Genomic DNA, 18,305 nt, shown 5'->3' with positions numbered 1-18,305 from the left:
ATAATATACGATAGTTCATAAAACCAAAGGGATTATGAAGCGGAACTACTGGTATAATTATGCGAATACAGGTGGAGCCCGTAACGAAAAAAACGAACCGGAAAAAACGATCGGTTTTTCTGTTTTCGTTATGTGTTTCGTTAAGGTTTTGGAGGTATTGGTAAAGGTAAACGAAAAGAATTCGGTTGGCAGATAACTGCTAAATGTAAATTCGCAGGCAAAACAATGATCGAAATCATGATGGGCGTGCGTGAATTCTGTTTTGGATATATCGTATTTGTGATGGCAGTGTTCGTGTGTAAATTCCGCTGCCAGATGTTCGAATGAATGCGCCGACTGGAACAGTATTGCAAACAATACCGCCAGCATTAGAGAAAGGTTAAATAGCGCCAGTTTCTTTTTCATTCCCTGCAAATATAGAAAACGAAAAAAAGAAAACCGTTTTATTTTAACAAAATTTAAGCTTTGTCAAAATAAAACGGTCAATATTGTGATAAAACCGGGTTTATACTAAGTTGTTCGCTACCAGATATTCAGCGATTTGAATCGTGTTGGTTGCGGCTCCTTTTCGAAGGTTATCCGCCACAATCCACATATTTAAGGTGTTTGGCTGACTTTCGTCACGACGGATACGCCCTACAAATACATCGTCTTTGCCATGCGCATAAATGGGCATCGGATAGGTTTTGGTGTCAATATTATCCTGAACCACAACACCCGGTGTGTGGTGTAAAATAGTGCGAACCTCGGTCACGTCGAAATCATTCGCAAATTGAATGTTTACCGATTCGCTATGACCGCCCACTACCGGAATACGGATAGCGGTAGCCGTAACGGCAATCGTTTTATCGTTCATGATTTTCTGTGTTTCGCGAACCAGTTTCATTTCTTCTTTGGTATAACCGTTTTCCTCAAAAACATCACATTGCGGAATAGCATTACGGTGAATCGGATACGGATAAGCCATTTCGCCCTGAATTCCGGCATATTCGTTTTCCAGTTGTTTTACCGCTTTAACACCTGTTCCGGTAATCGATTGATAGGTCGAAACCACCACGCGTTTGATACCGTATTTCTGGTGTAACGGTGCCAATACCATTACCATTTGAATGGTCGAACAGTTCGGATTGGCAATAATTTTGTCTTCTTTGGTTAATGTGGAAGCGTTAATCTCCGGAACCACCAGTTTTTTGGTTGGATCCATGCGCCATGCGGATGAATTGTCGATAACGGTTGTACCCACTTCTGCAAATTTTGGAGCCCAGTCTAAGGATGTTTGTCCACCGGCAGAAAAAATGGCAATTTCAGGTTTCAGATCAACCGCTGTTTGTAATCCTACTACGGCATACGATTTTCCCATAAATTCAATTTGTTTTCCGACCGATTTTTCGGAAGCGACAGGAATTAATTCGGTTACGGGGAAGTTTCTTTCTGCCAGTAATTGTAACATTACTTCGCCTACCATTCCGGTGGCTCCTACAACGGCTACTTTCATTTTAATAGAGGTGTTAATAGTTAATTTTTAGTAGGACAAATGTAAATAATAAAGCTGTTAAAAAAACAATAAATAAAAAAACCGTTCGGATTAGGAACGGTTTCATTTAGACTATAGTAGGACGATTATTTTTTCAATAAATCGCGGATTTCAGCCAATAATTCTTCCTGAGTTGGTCCGGCTGGAGCAGCAGGAGCCGGTGCTTCTTTTTTCTTCGCGGCATTAATTCCTTTGATTAATAAAAATAACACGAAGGCCACGATCACAAAATTGATAATAGCCGATAAAAACATACCGTACTTGACACCGCCCAAAATGGTAAGGTCTTCAATTTTGGACAGATTAGCCGCTTCCAGTGCTGGTTTTAACAATAAAGGTGTAATCACATCATCGATAAACGAACTGACAATTTTACCGAAAGCACCGCCAATGATAACCCCGATTGCAAGATCTACAACGTTGCCTTTCATGGCAAATTCCTTAAATTCTGATAACATTCCCATACCTTATACTATTTTAATTAAAAATTTACGTACTACTAAAGTACTAAAACCGATTAAAATTTTAACAATTTTAGTAGTATTTTTTATTCTTTATAGAAAATGCGTTTTACCCGTTGGGAAATGCTGGTCAGGATTTCGTATGGTATGGTGCCAATCGTTTTAGCGATTTCGGTTACTCGTGGTTGCTCGCCAAAGAGGATCACACTATCACCTTCTTTACAGTTAATATCGGTAATGTCCACCATTAACATGTCCATACAGATATTGCCGATAATCGGTGCTTTTTGATTTTTGATCATCACATAACCTTTCTGATTACCCCAACTTCTCGGAATACCGTCGGCATATCCGATCGGAATGGTTGCCGTTCGGGTTTGATGTGTGGCCCTAAATTTCCGACTATAGCCCACACTGTCGCCGGTTGGTACCTCTTTGATTTGTAGGATAACAGTTTTTAGCGTGCCAACGTTTTCCAGTTGTTTCATCTCGTTTTCGTCGTTCCCTACACCGTATAAACCAATACCAAGGCGTACCATATCAAATTGATATTCCGGGAAATTGTAGATCCCTGAGGTGTTTAGGATATGACGTATCGGTTGGATTTGCAACGCGGTTATAATTTGTTGTGACCACTGATCAAAAGTGTGAATCTGATGTAAGGTGAAATCGTTAAACTCCGGTCCGTCGCTGGCCGAAAGGTGGGAGAAAATACTTTTTACCGAAACAAAATTATTGTGTTGTAACAGTTCAATCAGTTCGTTTAGGTTTCCGGCTTCAAATCCCAGTCGGTGCATACCGGTATCCAGTTTGATATGGATCGGGTAATTCGACAGGTTTTTTTGTTGTGCCAGGGTGATAAAACGTTTTAATACTTCCGGGGAATAAATTTCCGGTTCGAGATTATAAGCCACCATAGCCGAAAAAGCACTGTTTTCCGGATTCATTACGATAATCGGCATGTCAATACCGGCATTGCGTAAAGCGATTCCTTCGTCGGCAAAAGCCACGCCCAGATAATCCACTTTGTGATGGGCGAGTAATTTGGCAATTTCAAAACTACCGCTTCCATATCCGAAAGCCTTTACCATGACCATTACTTTAGTGCCTGGTTTTAATTTCGATTTATAAAAATTGAGGTTATGACTAATCGCATTCAGGTTGATTTCCAATACGGTTTCGTGCGTTTTTTCCTCTAGAAGGGTTACGATTTCTTCAAAGTGAAAATTGCGTGCGCCTTTCACTAAAATTGTTTCGTTTTCGAAAGCTGCCGGATTATACTGATTCAGAAAATCGGAAGTATTTTTAAATGGAATAAAACCTTTGAAATCGGATAAATAACGGCTAATGGTTTCGCCGATACCGATTACCCGTTCAATTTTATTGCGGGTTAGTAAATGGGCTACTTTCGAATACAGTTCGTCCACTGGAAAACCACTTTGGAAAATATCCGAAAGAATTACCGTTTTCTTTTGATGTGTTTTATGTTGTTCGAGAAAGTCCAGTGCGATTTTTAACGATTGATAATCAGAGCTGTAACTGTCGTCGATAATGGTACAATTATGAATTCCGTTTTTAACCTGCAAACGCATCTCCATCGGATACAGATTTGGAATGCGTTCCTGTATAACCGATTCGGCATAGCCCAAATACAAAAGCGTCATCAAGCAATGAATGGTATTTTCCACCGAGGCAGCATCCTGAAATGGTACCGTCACCGAAAAGTGATGTTCTTGATATGTGATATTAAGTGAATTTCCTTGTTTTTGAATGACAACATCCGCTTTTGGATCGTCAAAACTCCAGGAAAAGGTTTTAAGTTTTGCATCCAGTAGGGAGTCGATGGTATCATTTTTTTGATAAATCAGGACTTCTGTATGTTGGAAAAGCCTTAGTTTTTCTGATATTTTCTGACGGCGGTCGGAGAAACCTTCGTCGTGTGCGGTTCCGATATTGGTCAGAATTCCGATAGTCGGTTTGATAATCGGTTCCAGTTTTTCCATTTCGTTAGTGGTGGAAATCCCGGCTTCGAAAATACCCAGATTGTGTTTTTCGTTAATTCCGATAACCGATAGCGGTACGCCTACCTGCGAGTTATAACTTTTCGGACTACGGATAATGTTGTATTCCGGACTTAGTAAAAAGTTGAGCCATTCTTTTACGATTGTTTTTCCATTACTGCCGGTAATACCAATCACCGGAATATTGAATAACTTCCGGTAATACGCTGCAAATTGTTGTAAACTTTCAAGCGTGTCTTTTACAACCAGAAAATTCGCCTTTCCGTTAAGATTTTCCGGAATATGATGGACGACAAAATTGGAAACACCTTTGGCAATCAGGCTTTCGATATAATAATGTCCGTCGTGATTATGCCCCACCAAAGCAAAAAACAAGGTTCCGGAACCGTTTTGTAACGAACGGCTGTCAATAGAAACGTTGTCAATAGGGCAGGTGTCGTCATTCCCATACCATTTGGCAGCAATGACAGGGATTATATTTTTGATAGTAAAACTCAAGGTGTACTTTATTTTTTATTAATTGAAATCAGAAATTCGGCTGCAGTCATCACAGGAATTTCGGTTTTTTTGAAATCTTTTTTGTTGCGGGTGATAAAAATATCGCTTTTTACAGCTAGGGCACTATGGTATTGTACAGCATCTTCAAAATCGTTAAAACCGGAAGCCAAAGCCTTGTCGACGGTATTTGCATTTGTCGGGGCGACATCACAGATGATCCGAAGCCTTGTTAAAATTCCGGATAACTTTTTTTTATCCATATGTTTTGAAAGGACATAAAAAGTATTGACAAAAGAAAGCGGAGTGGCAATCATTCTAAGTTTTTTGCTTTTGGCCAGTGTGGCAATTTTTGCGATACTCTGGTAGTGCGGTTCCCGTTGTGCGATAAGGTCGATAATGATATTGGTATCGATAAAAAGCGTCTTCATTATTGATGCTTTTTAGAATAGTGATTGCCTAGTTCTTTTTTATAATCAAAATCTTCCGGTATAGCAGTTGGCTGTGAAAGCTCTTTTACAAAGGGCGATATTTTGATTTCTTCGGAATTATCCCGGGGATCATCAGAAGTTAACGATTGTAGATAGGACTCTATGATCCGGGACAAGCTTTTTTTGTTCCGGGAAGCATACTCTTTGGCTTTTTCGATAACCTCTTTATCAAGTTTAAGCGTCAGTTTACGATCCATGGCTTCGGGTTTACTACGTATAAAATTAGGGAAATTATCCGTACAATCGTTAATATTAGCGTTTTTATAACACGAAGCGAAATGGAGTTATTCGTCGTTTTTTTTGTTTTTGGAATTTCGTTCCTTTTCCTGCATTTCTTTCATAGCCGTAAAATAGGCAGCGCGACTCAGTGGTTCGTATTCTTCGGTTTCGCCAAGCAATACAAGGTTGTCGTTTTGTGCTTTTCGGAAACTGTAATTGGCCAGATTTCCAGTTCGGGTACATACGGCGTGTACTTTGGTCACATATTCGGCAGTCGCCATTAATGCAGGCATCGGACCAAAAGGATTGCCTTTAAAATCCATATCCAGACCGGCTACGATTACGCGAACACCGGCATTGGCCAGGTCGTTGCAAACCGCTACAATCTCATCGTCAAAAAACTGGGCTTCATCAATACCAACCACATCACAGCCATCGGCCAGAATACGGATATTCGCCGCGGCGGGAACGGGCGTGGAACGAATTTCATTCGAATCGTGCGAAACCACCATCTCATCGTGGTAACGGGTATCGATGGCCGGTTTAAAGATTTCGACGCGTTGTTTGGCGAACTGAGCCCTTTTTAAACGGCGTATCAATTCTTCCGTCTTACCGGAAAACATAGAGCCACATATGACTTCAATCCACCCAAATTGTTCTTTATGATTTACCGTATTTTCGAGAAACATTTTGTACTTTTCAAGCTGTAAACAGCGTTTTTTTCTGTTACTTTTGTAATGGAAACAAATTTATTAAAATAACCATCGTTTTACTCCATATAAAAGCAAAAGTTATGAAGAAAAAGTTAGAGGCCGAGTTGATTAGTATTGCGCATCGCATTTTAAAATTAAAAAACAAATCGGAAGTAATTCAGTTACACCAGGAAACGCAAAAGTTGTATGAAATCTTATCCGTATTGCGTTTTTATGAAGAAAATTTTGAAGAAGCGAAGCCAACGATCGGTCTGCCGGAACTGGAAGAAAAACTGGAGGAAACTTTTGAAAATAAGGAACCGGAAACCGTAGCCGTTATCGAAGAACCGAAAAAAGAAGAACCGGTTGTGCCCGAAAAAGAACCGGAGGCGGAAACGATTGCTACGCCGGAAGAAACGTTGGAAGCCGTAATTACAGAAGCGTCTGTTTCGGAAGAAGAAAATACTGCTATTGAAGAAGTGGTGTCAGAACCGGAACAAAAGGAGGAACCGGAAGAGCCGGTTGTAGCGGAAGCGGAAAAAGTAGTCGTAGGCCAGATCGATATTGACGAAAGTGATCTGGATGAAGAAGAACCGCTGATTGAAGAAGAAAAAGCTGCTTTCCCGGAAGTAGCGGAGGAACCTGTTTTTGAACCGGTAAAAGAAGAACCGAAAAAAGAAGCGCAACAAATCACACTGGAAGATTTGTTGGGTCAGCACACCTATAAAGAACCGGAGTTTGTAAAAGTAGAAGATGTACCGGCTGAGGTAGAAAAAGTAGCCGATATCACTTTCGAACCGGTATTCGAAACCAAAGTGGAGACACAATCAATGTCGATTGATGCGGAAAAAGATGCCTATAGTCGTAAAACCGATGCTATGGGGAAATCGATCTCGTTGGGATTAAATGACCGTATCGCTTTTGAAAAAAATCTTTTTGGCGGAAGCGGAGAAGATTTGAATCGCGTATTGTCGCAATTAAACAGTTTTGACAATTATCAGGATGCCCAGAATTTTATCGAAGACCTGGTAAAACCGGATTACAACAACTGGGAAGGAAAAGAAGAATACGAAACACGCTTTATGGAGATCGTTGAGAAGCGATTTTCATAATCACGAAACCCATTCATTACACCAATCGGTATAAACTGCGGTTTGTGCCGATTGGTGTTTAAATTTTACGCTATGTCTAAATTATATTTGGTCCCAACGCCAATCGGAAATCTGGAAGACATGACTTTCCGGGCGATCCGTATCTTAAAGGAAGTCGACTTGATTTTGGCGGAAGATACCCGTAACAGCGGAAAACTGCTCAAACATTTCGAGATCGCCACACCGATGCAAAGTCATCATATGCATAACGAACACAAAACGGTTGAGTATATTATCCGAAGATTACAATCCGGGGAAACGATTGCGTTGATTTCGGATGCAGGAACACCGGCCATTTCCGATCCGGGCTTTTTACTGACCCGTGCTTGTGTGGAAAACAAAATCGAAGTGGAATGTTTACCCGGAGCTACGGCTTTTGTTCCGGCTTTGGTCAATAGCGGATTGCCCAATGACAAATTTATATTCGAAGGCTTTTTGCCGGATAAAAAAGGCCGTCAGACGCGTTATCTTGCATTAGCGGAAGAAACCCGTACGATGATTTTATATGTTTCGCCGCATAAACTGGTCAAAACATTAGCCGAATTTGTACAGTATTTTGGTGCCGACCGACCGGTTTCGGTATCGCGGGAATTGTCCAAATTACACGAAGAAACCGTACGCGGAACCGCCGAAGAAGTATTACAACACTTTGAAGCCAAACCGCCAAAAGGAGAAATTGTAGTGATTGTAGGCGGAAAAATCACGGAAAAAGAAACGAAAAAAGATAAAAACGAAGCGATATGACACATCAGGTACGTACCAAATGGTTAGGAAAAATGCAATTTGAATCGACAAATCCCAGTGGTGATTTAATGACGATTGATGCCGGACCGGAAAACGGAGGCGAGGGAAAAGGACTGCGTCCGAAAGCATTGATGTTGTCGGCATTGGCCGGTTGTACCGGATTGGATGTGGCTTCGCTTATCGAAAAAATGAAACTGGATGTTGCTGATTTTACCATCGAAACGGAAGGCGAATTAACCGAAGAACATCCGAAAACCTACCATACGGTTCGGGTGGACTACCATTTTTACGGGAATAACCTCGAACCGAAAAAACTGGAAAAAGCGGTCAACCTTTCTGTGGAAAAATACTGTGGTGTGATGGAAATGTTCCGTCAGTTTGCCAAAGTTGAAATCAAAATACACTACCACACCCTATAAAATCAAACACCTGACAGGTTTTGAAAACCTGTCAGGTGTAACGCACAGATAGATTTATAAACCATACAAAATACCACTATGCGCTGGACACTCAAACCCAATCCGAATCCCCATAAAACCAGGCAACTGGCTGCCGAACTGGGCGTGACGCCATTAATTGCTACTTTATTGGTGCAACGCGGTGTGGAAACCTTTGAGGAAGCGCGCGCTTTTTTCCGACCGGCGTTCGAACATTTACACGATCCGTACCTGATGCAGGATATGGATAAAGCCGTGGCGCGTATCGAAACCGCCATAACAGCCGGAGAAAACATTTTGGTATTTGGCGATTATGATGTCGACGGTACTACGGCAGTGGCACTGATGAGTTCCTACCTTAGAAGCTATTATCCGAATGTAGCCACCTATATTCCCGACCGGTATGCGGAAGGGTATGGTGTTTCGTTTCAGGGAATTGATTTTGCAGAAGACAACGGATTCACATTGATCATCGCACTGGATTGTGGTATCAAATCGATTGATAAGGTCGAATATGCCACACAAAAGGGCATTGATTTTATTATCTGTGATCACCATCGTCCGGGAGACGAATTGCCGGAAGCCATTGCCGTATTGGATCCGAAACGACAGGATTGCGCCTATCCGTATAAGGAATTATGCGGATGCGGTGTCGGTTTTAAACTCATACAAGCCTTGTCGGCCAATCGCGGACAAAGTTTACTGGATCTAATCCCATATTTAGATTTGGTAGCGACGGCTATAGCAGCGGATATTGTTCCGATTACCGGAGAAAACCGGGTTTTGGCGAAATTCGGATTGGAAGTGATCAATAAGAATCCACGTCCGGGGATTAAAGCACTGATTAAAAATGTCAAAAAACAGGAATTAACGATCACCGATGTAGTTTTTATCATCGCACCACGAATCAATGCGGCCGGAAGGATTAAACACGGTAACCATGCGGTAGCTTTATTGACCGAATTTAATCAGAAACAGGCGGAGGAATTTGCCAGTCAGATTGAAACTTTTAATGCCGACCGAAAAGATCTGGACAAACAGATCACCAAAGAAGCCTTAAAACAGATTGAAACGAATGGCGAACAGGAACGATATACAACGGTTGTCTATCAGGAAGACTGGCATAAAGGTGTTATCGGAATTGTAGCTTCCCGATTGACGGAAGTGTATTATCGTCCGACGCTGGTTTTTACCAAAAGCGGCGATAAACTGGCGGCTTCGGCGCGATCGGTTAAAGATTTCGATGTTTATAATGCCTTAGAAGCCTGTTCTGATTATCTGGAACAATTCGGCGGGCATATGTATGCGGCCGGATTAACGCTAAAAGAAAGCGATTTTGAATCGTTTAAACAGCAATTTGAAGAAGTTGTAGCCAATACGATTACGCCTGATTTACGAGTACCGGAAATCAGTATCGATGCCGAAATCGATTTTTCGGATATCGACGATAAACTTATCCGTATCCTAAAACAATTTGAGCCGTTTGGTCCGGAAAACATGACACCGGTTTTTATCGCGCGCCATTTAACGGATAGCGGTTATGGTAAAGCAATTGGTCAGGATGAAGAACATTTGCGATTATTTGTTAAACAACAACCTGAGGGGAAAGGATATGCAGCGATTGGTTTTGGTCTGGCTAAAAAAATCGGACTTACTCAAAATCAAAAACACTTCGATGCGGTTTTTTCAATCGATGAAAACGAATGGAATGGCACTGTAAGTGTACAACTTCGCTTACGGGATATTAAAGTATCTTAATTAACAGTTTGTTGGGTTTTCTGAAGAAAGTATTTCTCTACTTTTAGTTTTTATAAAAAACAAGAAATGATTTCAACTGAAAATCCGTTACACGGAGTTCACTATTCTATACTGGATTTAGCGGTAGTTTCTCAGGGTGACACCTATTCTGACACCTTCCGAAAATGCCGGGAACTGGCTCAAAAAGTGGAAGCTTTAGGCTATTCGCGTTTTTGGTTATCCGAACATCACAATATGCAACATGTCGCGAGTTCGGCGACTTCTGTTCTGATTGGCAATATCGCCGAACATACCCAAACCCTACGCATTGGCTCCGGAGGTATTATGTTACCCAACCATTCGCCACTTGCCGTAGCAGAGCAATTCGGAACACTAAGCACTTTATATCCCGGACGGATCGACCTCGGATTGGGACGCGCACCCGGAACCGATGGTGCGACTGCGATGGCCTTACGCAAAAACAACTACGACCTGAATTACGATTTTGAAGCACATATACAGGAATTACAACGCTATTTAAGTGCCGAAAACAGTACGGCAAAAGTCAGAGCTTTTCCGGGCGAAGGGATTGATATCCCGTTATGGATTTTAGGCTCCAGTATGGAAAGCGCTATCCTGGCTGGAAAATTAGGATTACCCTATGCTTTTGCGGCTCATTTTGCACCGGCGCAATTTTACCGTGCGATCGAATTGTACCGACACTATTTTATTCCATCGGAGTATTTGGCGGAACCCTATATTCTGGCTTGTGTGAATGTGGTTGCCGCGGATAATGATGATGAAGCCAATTATTTAGCTACTTCGCTTTATCAGGCTTTTACCGGAATCATCACCAACACACGCCGACCGTTAATGCCGCCGGTGGACGATATGGATGATGTCTGGACGGCCGATGTTATGGAAGCGGTGATGCAAATGACGGCCTTTACATTTGTGGGGAACAAGACCACTTTACAACAACATTTTGCAGCATTTATAGAGGCTACAAAAGTCGACGAGATCATGGCCATTTCACAGATTTTTGATCATAAGGCCAAATTACGATCTTTCGAAATACTGGCTGAAGTGTTTCAAAAATAATTACGGATAGCCTTAATAAAAATGGTTTTTTGGAATGCCCTTATATTGGTAGGTCCCCGGTATAAGGGTAGGCTATCCTGAAAATAAAATTACTTTATTTAGAATGAATATAAATAATTTGCTATATTTGTTTAAAATTAAAGGTGATGCAACAGATAGAACAACTTTATCATAATGATTTCGGAGTAGCATTTTTCTGGATTAAAGACCAGCAAACCTTACGTCATAAGGTACAGTTGGTATTTAAAGAAACCGGATTTTACCTGACTCGCGAGCAGATACAGGAATTTTCGGAACTGATCGATTTATCGTGTCAAAGTACTTGTTGTTCGGACTGTGAAATGCGTAGTCGTTGCCATAAATTTTTATTAAAAACGCCATTTGAAGCCCTGGATCTTGCGGTAACGCGAAAAGAAGTCTATCAAATTAAAGATCTGGTAGAAGGAACGCTTTTCCAGTTGGACCTCAATACCTATTTGGATGAGTTGTGTAAAAACTAAACACTCTTCAATACATAGGTAACGATTCCCCAGATGATCAAATCATTTTCTTCGGTTACTTTTATCGGATTATAATCGGTATTTTCCGGGATGAGGTAGATACAATCCTTTTCGATTTTAATCCGTTTTACGGTAAATTCCCCATCAATATAACAAACGGCAATTTTATTATTTTTGGGTTCCAGACTACGGTCGATCACCAGAATATCGCCATCGTCGATACCGGCACCGGTCATTGAATTTCCTTTAGCCCGGGCATAAAAAGTAGCCTCCTGATTTTTAACAACCACTTTATCCAGACTGATTTTAGTACCGTCGAAATCGGCGGCAGGCGAGGGAAATCCCGCTTTGATACCATCGGCAATAAAAGGCAGTTCCACCGAAGCATCGCCTTCGGGCATAAAAAATTTCAGGGGAGTTTTGTCTAGCGGCATTGTATTTCCAGTATGTCTTTAATGTTGGTTGTATAGTTGGGTGACAGATGTTTTTGTTTCATTTTCCAGGTACGTTGTAAATCCTGATTTCCCAATCGGATTTTTCGATCGCCCGTTTTTCGATGATAATTGTCCATGACCTCCATCAATTTCTGATGTTTCGGATTTTCCTCGTCAAACAAATGCAATTGTTTTTGATCCTGCGGCATCAACTGGGTTACGATTACACCGGCTTTTAAATACACCGCATTGGGTTCGTATAACTTTTCGAGTAAGCCGATAGCCATATTGCTAATCGTGATATTCGAATTGCTGGCAAACGGCAGGTTTTCCATCAGGCTAAAATAGTGTCGTTTTGAGGGTGTTTGGTGTTTGTCTTTTACCAAAAGCACCACCACGCTATAACAGCAGGATTTTTGTTTGCGCAGTTTTTCGGCACAAACGGACGCAAAAGTGGCAATTCGTTCCCGTATTTCCCGATAATCGGATAGCTTTTTTTCGAAACTACGGGTAATGGCGATACTCTTTTTCGAATCCTGTTGCGTTTCGAGTTCAAGCACGGGAATTCCGAGTAACTCGCTTCGAAGTCGCAGACCAACAACCCCCATTTCCCTACGGATCCAGGCTTCGTGTTCCGGCAAGGTAAAATCATAGGCCGTAAAGATCCGTTGTGCTTTTACTTTTTTGATCAAACGATAACCGATACCCCAAACATCCTCAATTTTGGTCCACTTTAGGGCTTTAATGCGTTTTTCCTCGTTGTCGATTACATAGACACCACCGGTACGTTCCTGAAATTTTTTAGCAATTTTATTGGCTACTTTGGACAGTGCTTTGGTAGGCGCCATGCCGACGCATATTGGGATACTCAGCCACTTTTGCACTCGTTTTTTGATCTGTATTCCGTAATCGTGGTAATCGGCTATTGCCATACCGTCGAAATTCAAAAAAGCCTCATCGATACTGTATTCTTCGACATGCGGTGTAAATTGTCGGAGGATATTCATCACGCGTCCGCTCAAGTCGCCATAGAGCGCATAATTGGACGAAAACACTTTAATGCCGAGTTGTTTGAGTTGATCCCGTACCTGAAATTCCGGAGCGCCCATCGGAATACCCAAAGCTTTGGCTTCTTCACTGCGCGAGATAATACAACCGTCGTTATTGGATAAAATCACGACGGGTTTACCCACGTATTGCGGTTGGAATACGCGCTCGCAGGAGGCGTAAAAGTTGTTACAATCGACCAAAGCATACATGGTGTAAAATTACGATTTTGGTCGTTAGGGAAACAAAAAGGGACGTTAAAAGTTACTGTCGTTTGGTTTGAGCGACAGTCTGCTTGCTATCAGTTCGGTTTCATAAGCACCTCCAGCTCCAGCAACACTTCCGGTAATAAAACCCGAAACAAACCCATTTCCGGTTTGTTACAGTATACTAAGCCGAAATTAATTCATCCTGTAAGGTTATTTAAAATTAAGGGTTTATATTTTTCGATTGCCTTTTATAAGATTAGATGTGCTCGTTTTGTTTCTATTTGTCCGATGTTGATATATATTTAATTAACTTTTTTCAGGATGAGACAGAAGAATAGCTACGATACTCATAGTCGTAATTGATCGAATTTGCTGAAACAGAAATGGAAAATATTATAAAATACAAAAAGCTGATAATAACAATAAATGTCCTTATCAGCCAATTTTTTATTTGATCTATTCCGAGCATATTTTTATTCTACTCCTCCTTTACTTGCTCCCGAAACAAGATCCACTTCAAAAAACTCATTTGCTTCACTTCTTATATCATAATACTCTCCTTTAATATAACTATTAGATAATTCAATGATTTTTAAGTTATCCCAAGAAAGTCGCTTTGTCTTCCATTTAACGCCACGATCATTGTAAGCAATCAACTCTGTGTAGTCAGCGAATATTATAAGCTCTTGTGCTTTACTTATTCGGGCATCAATTATTGGGATAGATTTTATTTCTTCCCAATCTTTAGGATTATCAGAAGAAACTATATATCCTGCTCCATTTGAGACAACGCATAATTTATTAGTATGTGGGGTTGTGTAAACTCCTGAAAACCCATCCTTACTTACATTTCCAAAAGCAAATATTCCAATCCATGTTTTCCCTTGTTCCGGGTTAACTTGAACAATTACTCCGTCCTTACCGCTTTGGGTTGATGCACCGGGATAATAATAAATTTCACATTCTTGTTTTAATTCTTCAAGAATTTGAATATCATATTTGTGATCTAAAGTTTTATCAATATTCATGATAATAAGTTTTAATATGGTTTAAAGAATCTGTGCATTATCAATTCTGTATTCCCCGAAACAGAGGGTCTAACACCAATTTGAAATACTCCATTAGTACCATTAATTGTACCAGGGAGTTCATACATAATACCAGTATTGCTTAAACCAGGCTTACCTACTCTAAAGAAATTTGGAGTGATAGTCTTAGTGCCTTGTGAAAAAATTGTTTGGTTGAATGATTCAGGGAAATTATGGAAAGGCCCGGGTTCGGCTGTCCTTCTTAGCAATTCACGTGCAGAATAAATACGATTTACTCCTCCAGTTCCCCCCTTAGCGGCAACCGCTTTCCCTGTCCAAGGATTTAACCCCTGAGTTTTGGCATTGGCATAAGCACCCCCAGCTCCGGCAACACTTCCGGTAATAAAACCCGAAACAAAACCATTTCCCGATTGTTTAAGAGCATCATCAAAACTGGAACCGGAAGCTAAAGATATGGAAAAATTTAAAATAGCTCCTGTCGTTCCACCGCCAAAACCACCGCCTAAAAAGCCATTTAAAACCGGACTGCTTATATTGGCGGAACCGATCATAACAGTAAGACCTTTTCCAATATATTGACCAATAGTACCACCGATAAGGCCTGTAACACCTCCCATAATAGCGCCCTGAACCGGATCCGAACCGGATAACCAGGCATTGGTGCTTCCTATAATAGCACCTCCGGCCGCCCAACCTGCAGGGCCATATGTTGCCAGGGCTCCTGCTGCAAAACCGGATCCAAAAGCAGCACTCCCTTTTCCTACGACTTCCCAGAAATTACCGTCAATATTCCCTTCAACAATGTTAACGGTCAGATTAATAATACCACCGATAGTCCCGGCAATAAGATCATCGATACCAAATAGCTCCCCACTTTCATCCGTATACTTCAAAGGGTTGTTTAAGCAATAGCCATAGCGGTTATAATTTTGGGTGTTATATGAATTCTATAATTATCAAGAAAGAGAAAATATTTTAATTATTTAAGCTTTTATAAAATTTTTTAATATAATCAGGTTCATAATCTTTTGATATAAAAAGATTATCTCTATAATATAGATAATCACTTTTAACATTCCAGTCAAATTTATATTCTTGTACTTTTAAGGAGTCTTTCAATTTTGAGATTTCATTAAAAGCATTTATTTCAAATAATTTTTGCCTTTGTCGGTCGATTTTAAGAGTATACTTTTTTTGTTTAAGCTTTATGTCAATATTTAAAGCTTTATTTTTATAATAAATTTCTCCGTTTTTATTGTATAGTTTTCCTCTTTTACTATTATTGTGATTATCAAAATAATCTAAATAACCGAATTTAATATTAGCAATTTCGACTACTTTAGGTAGCTTTTGATTATCGTAATAAATAGTCCATGAAAAACTTTTTCCAATATATATATGTTTAATAGGTTGCTTTTGCGTATTTAAGTTTAAAAGAAGCAATAAAAATAGTTGTATTTTTAGCATAGCTTTAATGATAAGAATAGTAATAAGAATATAAAATGGACTAACACCAAGACTTCGTAAATACATTTGTCCGTGAAGAATATAAGGATGGAGTCCCAAGGCAGGTGCTCCTGCTAAGCTTAATACTCGTTCAGTATTTTCATTTTTTGTTGATTAGAACTAGTTAAAAAATTAGGATGAATAGCTTTATATAGTTTATCCTTATTAAATTTATGTTTAACATACGATTCACTTGTATAAGCTTGAATATTTAGCCCCTCTATAATAATATTCCCTTTACCATCTTTTTTGTATGTATAAGTATGGTTAGAGGGATAATCTTTTTTATTGATTTTTATTATTCCCTTTTTATCTGAAAAATATATTTTATAGTTAAGTATTTGTTTAACTACATTATCTTGAACAATAACAAAGCCAATAATCGACTGCCCATATATCTTTGGTGAAGCTTCATATACATAAACATCTTCCTGTAAAGGTTTTAAATTGGATTCTTTTTCACACGAAAAAAAAAACATAAATATTATTAATAAATTATTCATTTTAATTATTGATTAAAGTAATATGTGAATAAATCGGGTCTTATTCCTACAGAATATGCCCAAGTTGTAGCATGTAATAGATATGGGTGAATACCAATGTTTGGTATTCCATTTAGCCATAGTGATAATGATGACATATTTACACAATTGATTGTAGCACCTTGATAGGGTAAAATTTTTCCTAACCATCTTACTAAATTAACCGAGTATTTATTTACTGTAATGTCAACCGTAAGTGGAGTGTTGTCATGTAGAATATAATCGGAAGTACTTTTTCGTAATTTCAATGCAAATCCTAGTCTAGTTCTTGGAACCTTTGTGTCATTTGGTCCATAAGACATTAAAATGTCTTTGGTATTTTTATCTCTAATTGCACTATGGGATATAAAATCTGTATCATCTGTATATAATTCTGAATGAGTGCTATTAATAATTTGATTTATATCAGCTAGGTTAGCCAAAGCCCCAAATCCATAGCCTAAATTTTCTATAAAAGAATTACCTTTTTTACCGAGATACCCCAAAGTACCATTTGTAAAATCATAAGAAGCAACACCAAAACTTATAGAAACAGGAGACTGTCCACCGGTATAAATATGCGTTCCTAATGAATTAATAAGCGAAGCACTTGCTATGGCGGCAGTATTCGCCATAGGTATGCCAGAACCCGCTATTGCCGAGCCGGTCCCCCCTGACAAACCGCCAACAACTGCTCCGGCTGTCATATAACTCCAGGTTTTTCCGGAACTGTAATTCCACTTAAATGGGTTTGTTGTTCCGTTGGCAATACTTCCGCCGCTCCACATACCAATATCAGCACCAATTGCCCACGGTAAGAATACCTGACCTCCGGGAATAATACAAGCAAGTGCTGTAAATATAAACTCACCACTGGGATCGGTATATTTTAGCGGATTATTCCAACAATACCCATAACGGTTATAGTTTTGAGTGTTATAGGGATCCTGTACGTAATTATCGGGCGAGAGAAAGCGATGGAGTTTCGGATCGTATATCCGTCCGTTCATATTGATAATCCCGATACCTTGTATATGTTCGTGTCCGGTATAGCCGCGATCGAGTAGTGTGAGCCCGGCCAGATTGTGATTTTGCTCATCCTGAACTTTTATCAGTTTCCCCCAGGGATCGAAAAGGCGTTTTTCGACAAAATTTCCACTTTGATCGGAAATCGCGACTATCGTTCCCTGATAATCCCGATGCAGGTAAAGGTACTCGCTTGTGGTTCCATAGTCTTTAAAAACAACCGGAGCAGTATAGGCATCACCACCTACAAAAAACACAAAGGTGGACTGGCCTGTTTGCTGGTTCGTGGTAATCTCCACCGCCCCGTCGGCGGCATAATCTTTACGGAAAGGTTGTTGTTCCGGATTTTCCAATCCACCGTAATACAGGACATTTCGAAAATGATCGGATGTATAGGAAAAGGCTACTTTTTCCACTCCGGTTTCGGTAATGGAGATTGGTTTTTTAAAAAGGTCGTAGGACACATCCAACTGCCTCAAATCGGTTTTGGGATTGCTGGTTTTCCGGATTCGGATATCGTCAAACCAAACATTTCCACCACCGTTATTATCGACCCGGATGTTTAGTTTTTTGATATGAGCCGGGACATATACGGTTCGTTCCAGATACACCCATTGGTGGGTCACCTCGGTATATTTGTCGGCCACGAGGGTATAATACCCGGTTTCAGTCTCGGAATTCATAAACAGAAAAATCTGAGAAGAAGGTCCGTCACTATATACCCATCCGGAAAACGTATAGGAAGCGCCATGCGGGTTATCAATCGGAATCCAGTGATCGGAATGTAAGGTTAACTCCGAGTCGGTTGGATTATGAATTTTTAGCGAATATTTTCCGGATTTGACTTTGGAATCGTCGTAAGTCGGTTTGCCGAAAATGTCCCATCCGAGTCCCAAATCCGACCATCCCTTTTGTTCTTCCATGCCATCA

Annotated in this window: 20 protein-coding genes; 6 read left to right on the top strand and 14 right to left on the bottom strand. The window is 40.1% G+C overall.

What is annotated here, in order from left to right:
• Positions 1–57: 57 nt before the first annotated feature.
• From E6C50_RS11705 to E6C50_RS11675, 7 genes are all read right to left on the bottom strand, one after another.
• On the bottom strand, positions 58–405 hold the full coding sequence (locus E6C50_RS11705; protein WP_136403419.1) for a hypothetical protein: 348 nt from the start codon (positions 403–405) through the stop codon (positions 58–60).
• Positions 406–505: 100 nt separating this feature from the next.
• Entirely contained in the window at positions 506–1,495 is a 990-nt protein-coding gene (locus tag E6C50_RS11700; RefSeq protein ID WP_136403418.1) for an aspartate-semialdehyde dehydrogenase, read from the bottom strand.
• A 125-nt stretch (positions 1,496–1,620) separates the two neighbouring features.
• The gene (gene mscL, locus E6C50_RS11695; RefSeq protein WP_136403417.1) at positions 1,621–1,998 is read right to left on the bottom strand and encodes a large conductance mechanosensitive channel protein MscL; all 378 of its coding nucleotides are present in this window, start codon (positions 1,996–1,998) and stop codon (positions 1,621–1,623) included.
• 83 nt (positions 1,999–2,081) lie between these two features.
• The gene (locus tag E6C50_RS11690) at positions 2,082–4,514 is read right to left on the bottom strand and encodes a bifunctional UDP-N-acetylmuramoyl-tripeptide:D-alanyl-D-alanine ligase/alanine racemase (RefSeq protein WP_136403416.1); all 2,433 of its coding nucleotides are present in this window, start codon (positions 4,512–4,514) and stop codon (positions 2,082–2,084) included.
• Between the two features lie 8 nt (positions 4,515–4,522).
• Positions 4,523–4,942 carry a type II toxin-antitoxin system VapC family toxin gene (locus E6C50_RS11685; RefSeq protein WP_136403415.1) on the bottom strand — a complete coding sequence of 140 codons (420 nt, stop codon included), beginning with the start codon at positions 4,940–4,942 and terminating at the stop codon, positions 4,523–4,525.
• Positions 4,942–5,199: a DUF6364 family protein gene (locus E6C50_RS11680; protein WP_136403414.1), complete on the bottom strand. Its 258-nt coding sequence runs from the start codon at positions 5,197–5,199 to the stop codon at positions 4,942–4,944. Before E6C50_RS11680 ends, E6C50_RS11685 begins: the two co-directional genes overlap by 1 nt.
• Positions 5,200–5,286: 87 nt before the next feature.
• Entirely contained in the window at positions 5,287–5,910 is a 624-nt protein-coding gene (locus tag E6C50_RS11675; RefSeq protein WP_136403413.1) for a thymidine kinase, read from the bottom strand.
• Between the two features lie 104 nt (positions 5,911–6,014).
• Here E6C50_RS11675 and E6C50_RS11670 point away from each other — a divergent pair, with 104 nt between their 5' ends.
• From E6C50_RS11670 to E6C50_RS11645, 6 genes are all read left to right on the top strand, one after another.
• Positions 6,015–7,025: a hypothetical protein gene (locus tag E6C50_RS11670; RefSeq protein ID WP_136403412.1), complete on the top strand. Its 1,011-nt coding sequence runs from the start codon at positions 6,015–6,017 to the stop codon at positions 7,023–7,025.
• 72 nt (positions 7,026–7,097) lie between these two features.
• On the top strand, positions 7,098–7,808 hold the full coding sequence (gene rsmI, locus E6C50_RS11665; protein WP_136403411.1) for a 16S rRNA (cytidine(1402)-2'-O)-methyltransferase: 711 nt from the start codon (positions 7,098–7,100) through the stop codon (positions 7,806–7,808).
• Entirely contained in the window at positions 7,805–8,227 is a 423-nt protein-coding gene (locus tag E6C50_RS11660; protein WP_136403410.1) for an OsmC family protein, read from the top strand. Before rsmI ends, E6C50_RS11660 begins: the two co-directional genes overlap by 4 nt.
• Before the next feature lie 78 nt (positions 8,228–8,305).
• Entirely contained in the window at positions 8,306–10,003 is a 1,698-nt protein-coding gene (gene recJ, locus E6C50_RS11655) for a single-stranded-DNA-specific exonuclease RecJ (RefSeq protein ID WP_136403409.1), read from the top strand.
• Between the two features lie 66 nt (positions 10,004–10,069).
• Entirely contained in the window at positions 10,070–11,083 is a 1,014-nt protein-coding gene (locus E6C50_RS11650; protein ID WP_136403408.1) for an LLM class flavin-dependent oxidoreductase, read from the top strand.
• 146 nt (positions 11,084–11,229) lie between these two features.
• Positions 11,230–11,583: a hypothetical protein gene (locus E6C50_RS11645; protein WP_136403407.1), complete on the top strand. Its 354-nt coding sequence runs from the start codon at positions 11,230–11,232 to the stop codon at positions 11,581–11,583.
• Here the strand turns inward: E6C50_RS11645 and E6C50_RS11640 are convergent.
• The 7 genes from E6C50_RS11640 to E6C50_RS11610 all read right to left on the bottom strand — a co-directional run.
• A complete protein-coding gene (locus E6C50_RS11640) occupies positions 11,580–12,017 on the bottom strand; it encodes a LexA family protein (RefSeq protein WP_136403406.1) in 438 nt (145 codons plus the stop codon). The two genes, E6C50_RS11645 and E6C50_RS11640, sit on opposite strands and share 4 nt — an antisense overlap.
• Positions 12,008–13,276 carry a Y-family DNA polymerase gene (locus tag E6C50_RS11635; protein ID WP_136403405.1) on the bottom strand — a complete coding sequence of 423 codons (1,269 nt, stop codon included), beginning with the start codon at positions 13,274–13,276 and terminating at the stop codon, positions 12,008–12,010. Before E6C50_RS11635 ends, E6C50_RS11640 begins: the two co-directional genes overlap by 10 nt.
• A 470-nt stretch (positions 13,277–13,746) precedes the next feature.
• Positions 13,747–14,301 carry a hypothetical protein gene (locus E6C50_RS11630; protein WP_136403404.1) on the bottom strand — a complete coding sequence of 185 codons (555 nt, stop codon included), beginning with the start codon at positions 14,299–14,301 and terminating at the stop codon, positions 13,747–13,749.
• Positions 14,302–14,312: 11 nt separating this feature from the next.
• Entirely contained in the window at positions 14,313–15,215 is a 903-nt protein-coding gene (locus E6C50_RS11625) for a hypothetical protein (protein ID WP_136403403.1), read from the bottom strand.
• A gap of 82 nt (positions 15,216–15,297) precedes the next feature.
• Complete coding sequence (locus E6C50_RS11620) at positions 15,298–15,789, bottom strand: hypothetical protein (protein ID WP_136403402.1); 492 nt, start codon at positions 15,787–15,789, stop codon at positions 15,298–15,300.
• A 119-nt stretch (positions 15,790–15,908) separates the two neighbouring features.
• Positions 15,909–16,331: a hypothetical protein gene (locus E6C50_RS11615; protein WP_136403401.1), complete on the bottom strand. Its 423-nt coding sequence runs from the start codon at positions 16,329–16,331 to the stop codon at positions 15,909–15,911.
• A gap of 5 nt (positions 16,332–16,336) precedes the next feature.
• On the bottom strand, positions 16,337–18,305 hold a 1,969-nt coding region (locus E6C50_RS11610), incomplete at its 5' end, for an RHS repeat-associated core domain-containing protein (protein ID WP_317128628.1).

Source organism: Flavobacterium supellecticarium, from assembly GCF_004801375.1.
Lineage (GTDB): Bacteria > Bacteroidota > Bacteroidia > Flavobacteriales > Flavobacteriaceae > Flavobacterium > Flavobacterium supellecticarium.
The sequence above is the reverse complement of the archived record's forward strand: the minus strand, read 5'-3'. Positions and strand labels throughout refer to the sequence as shown.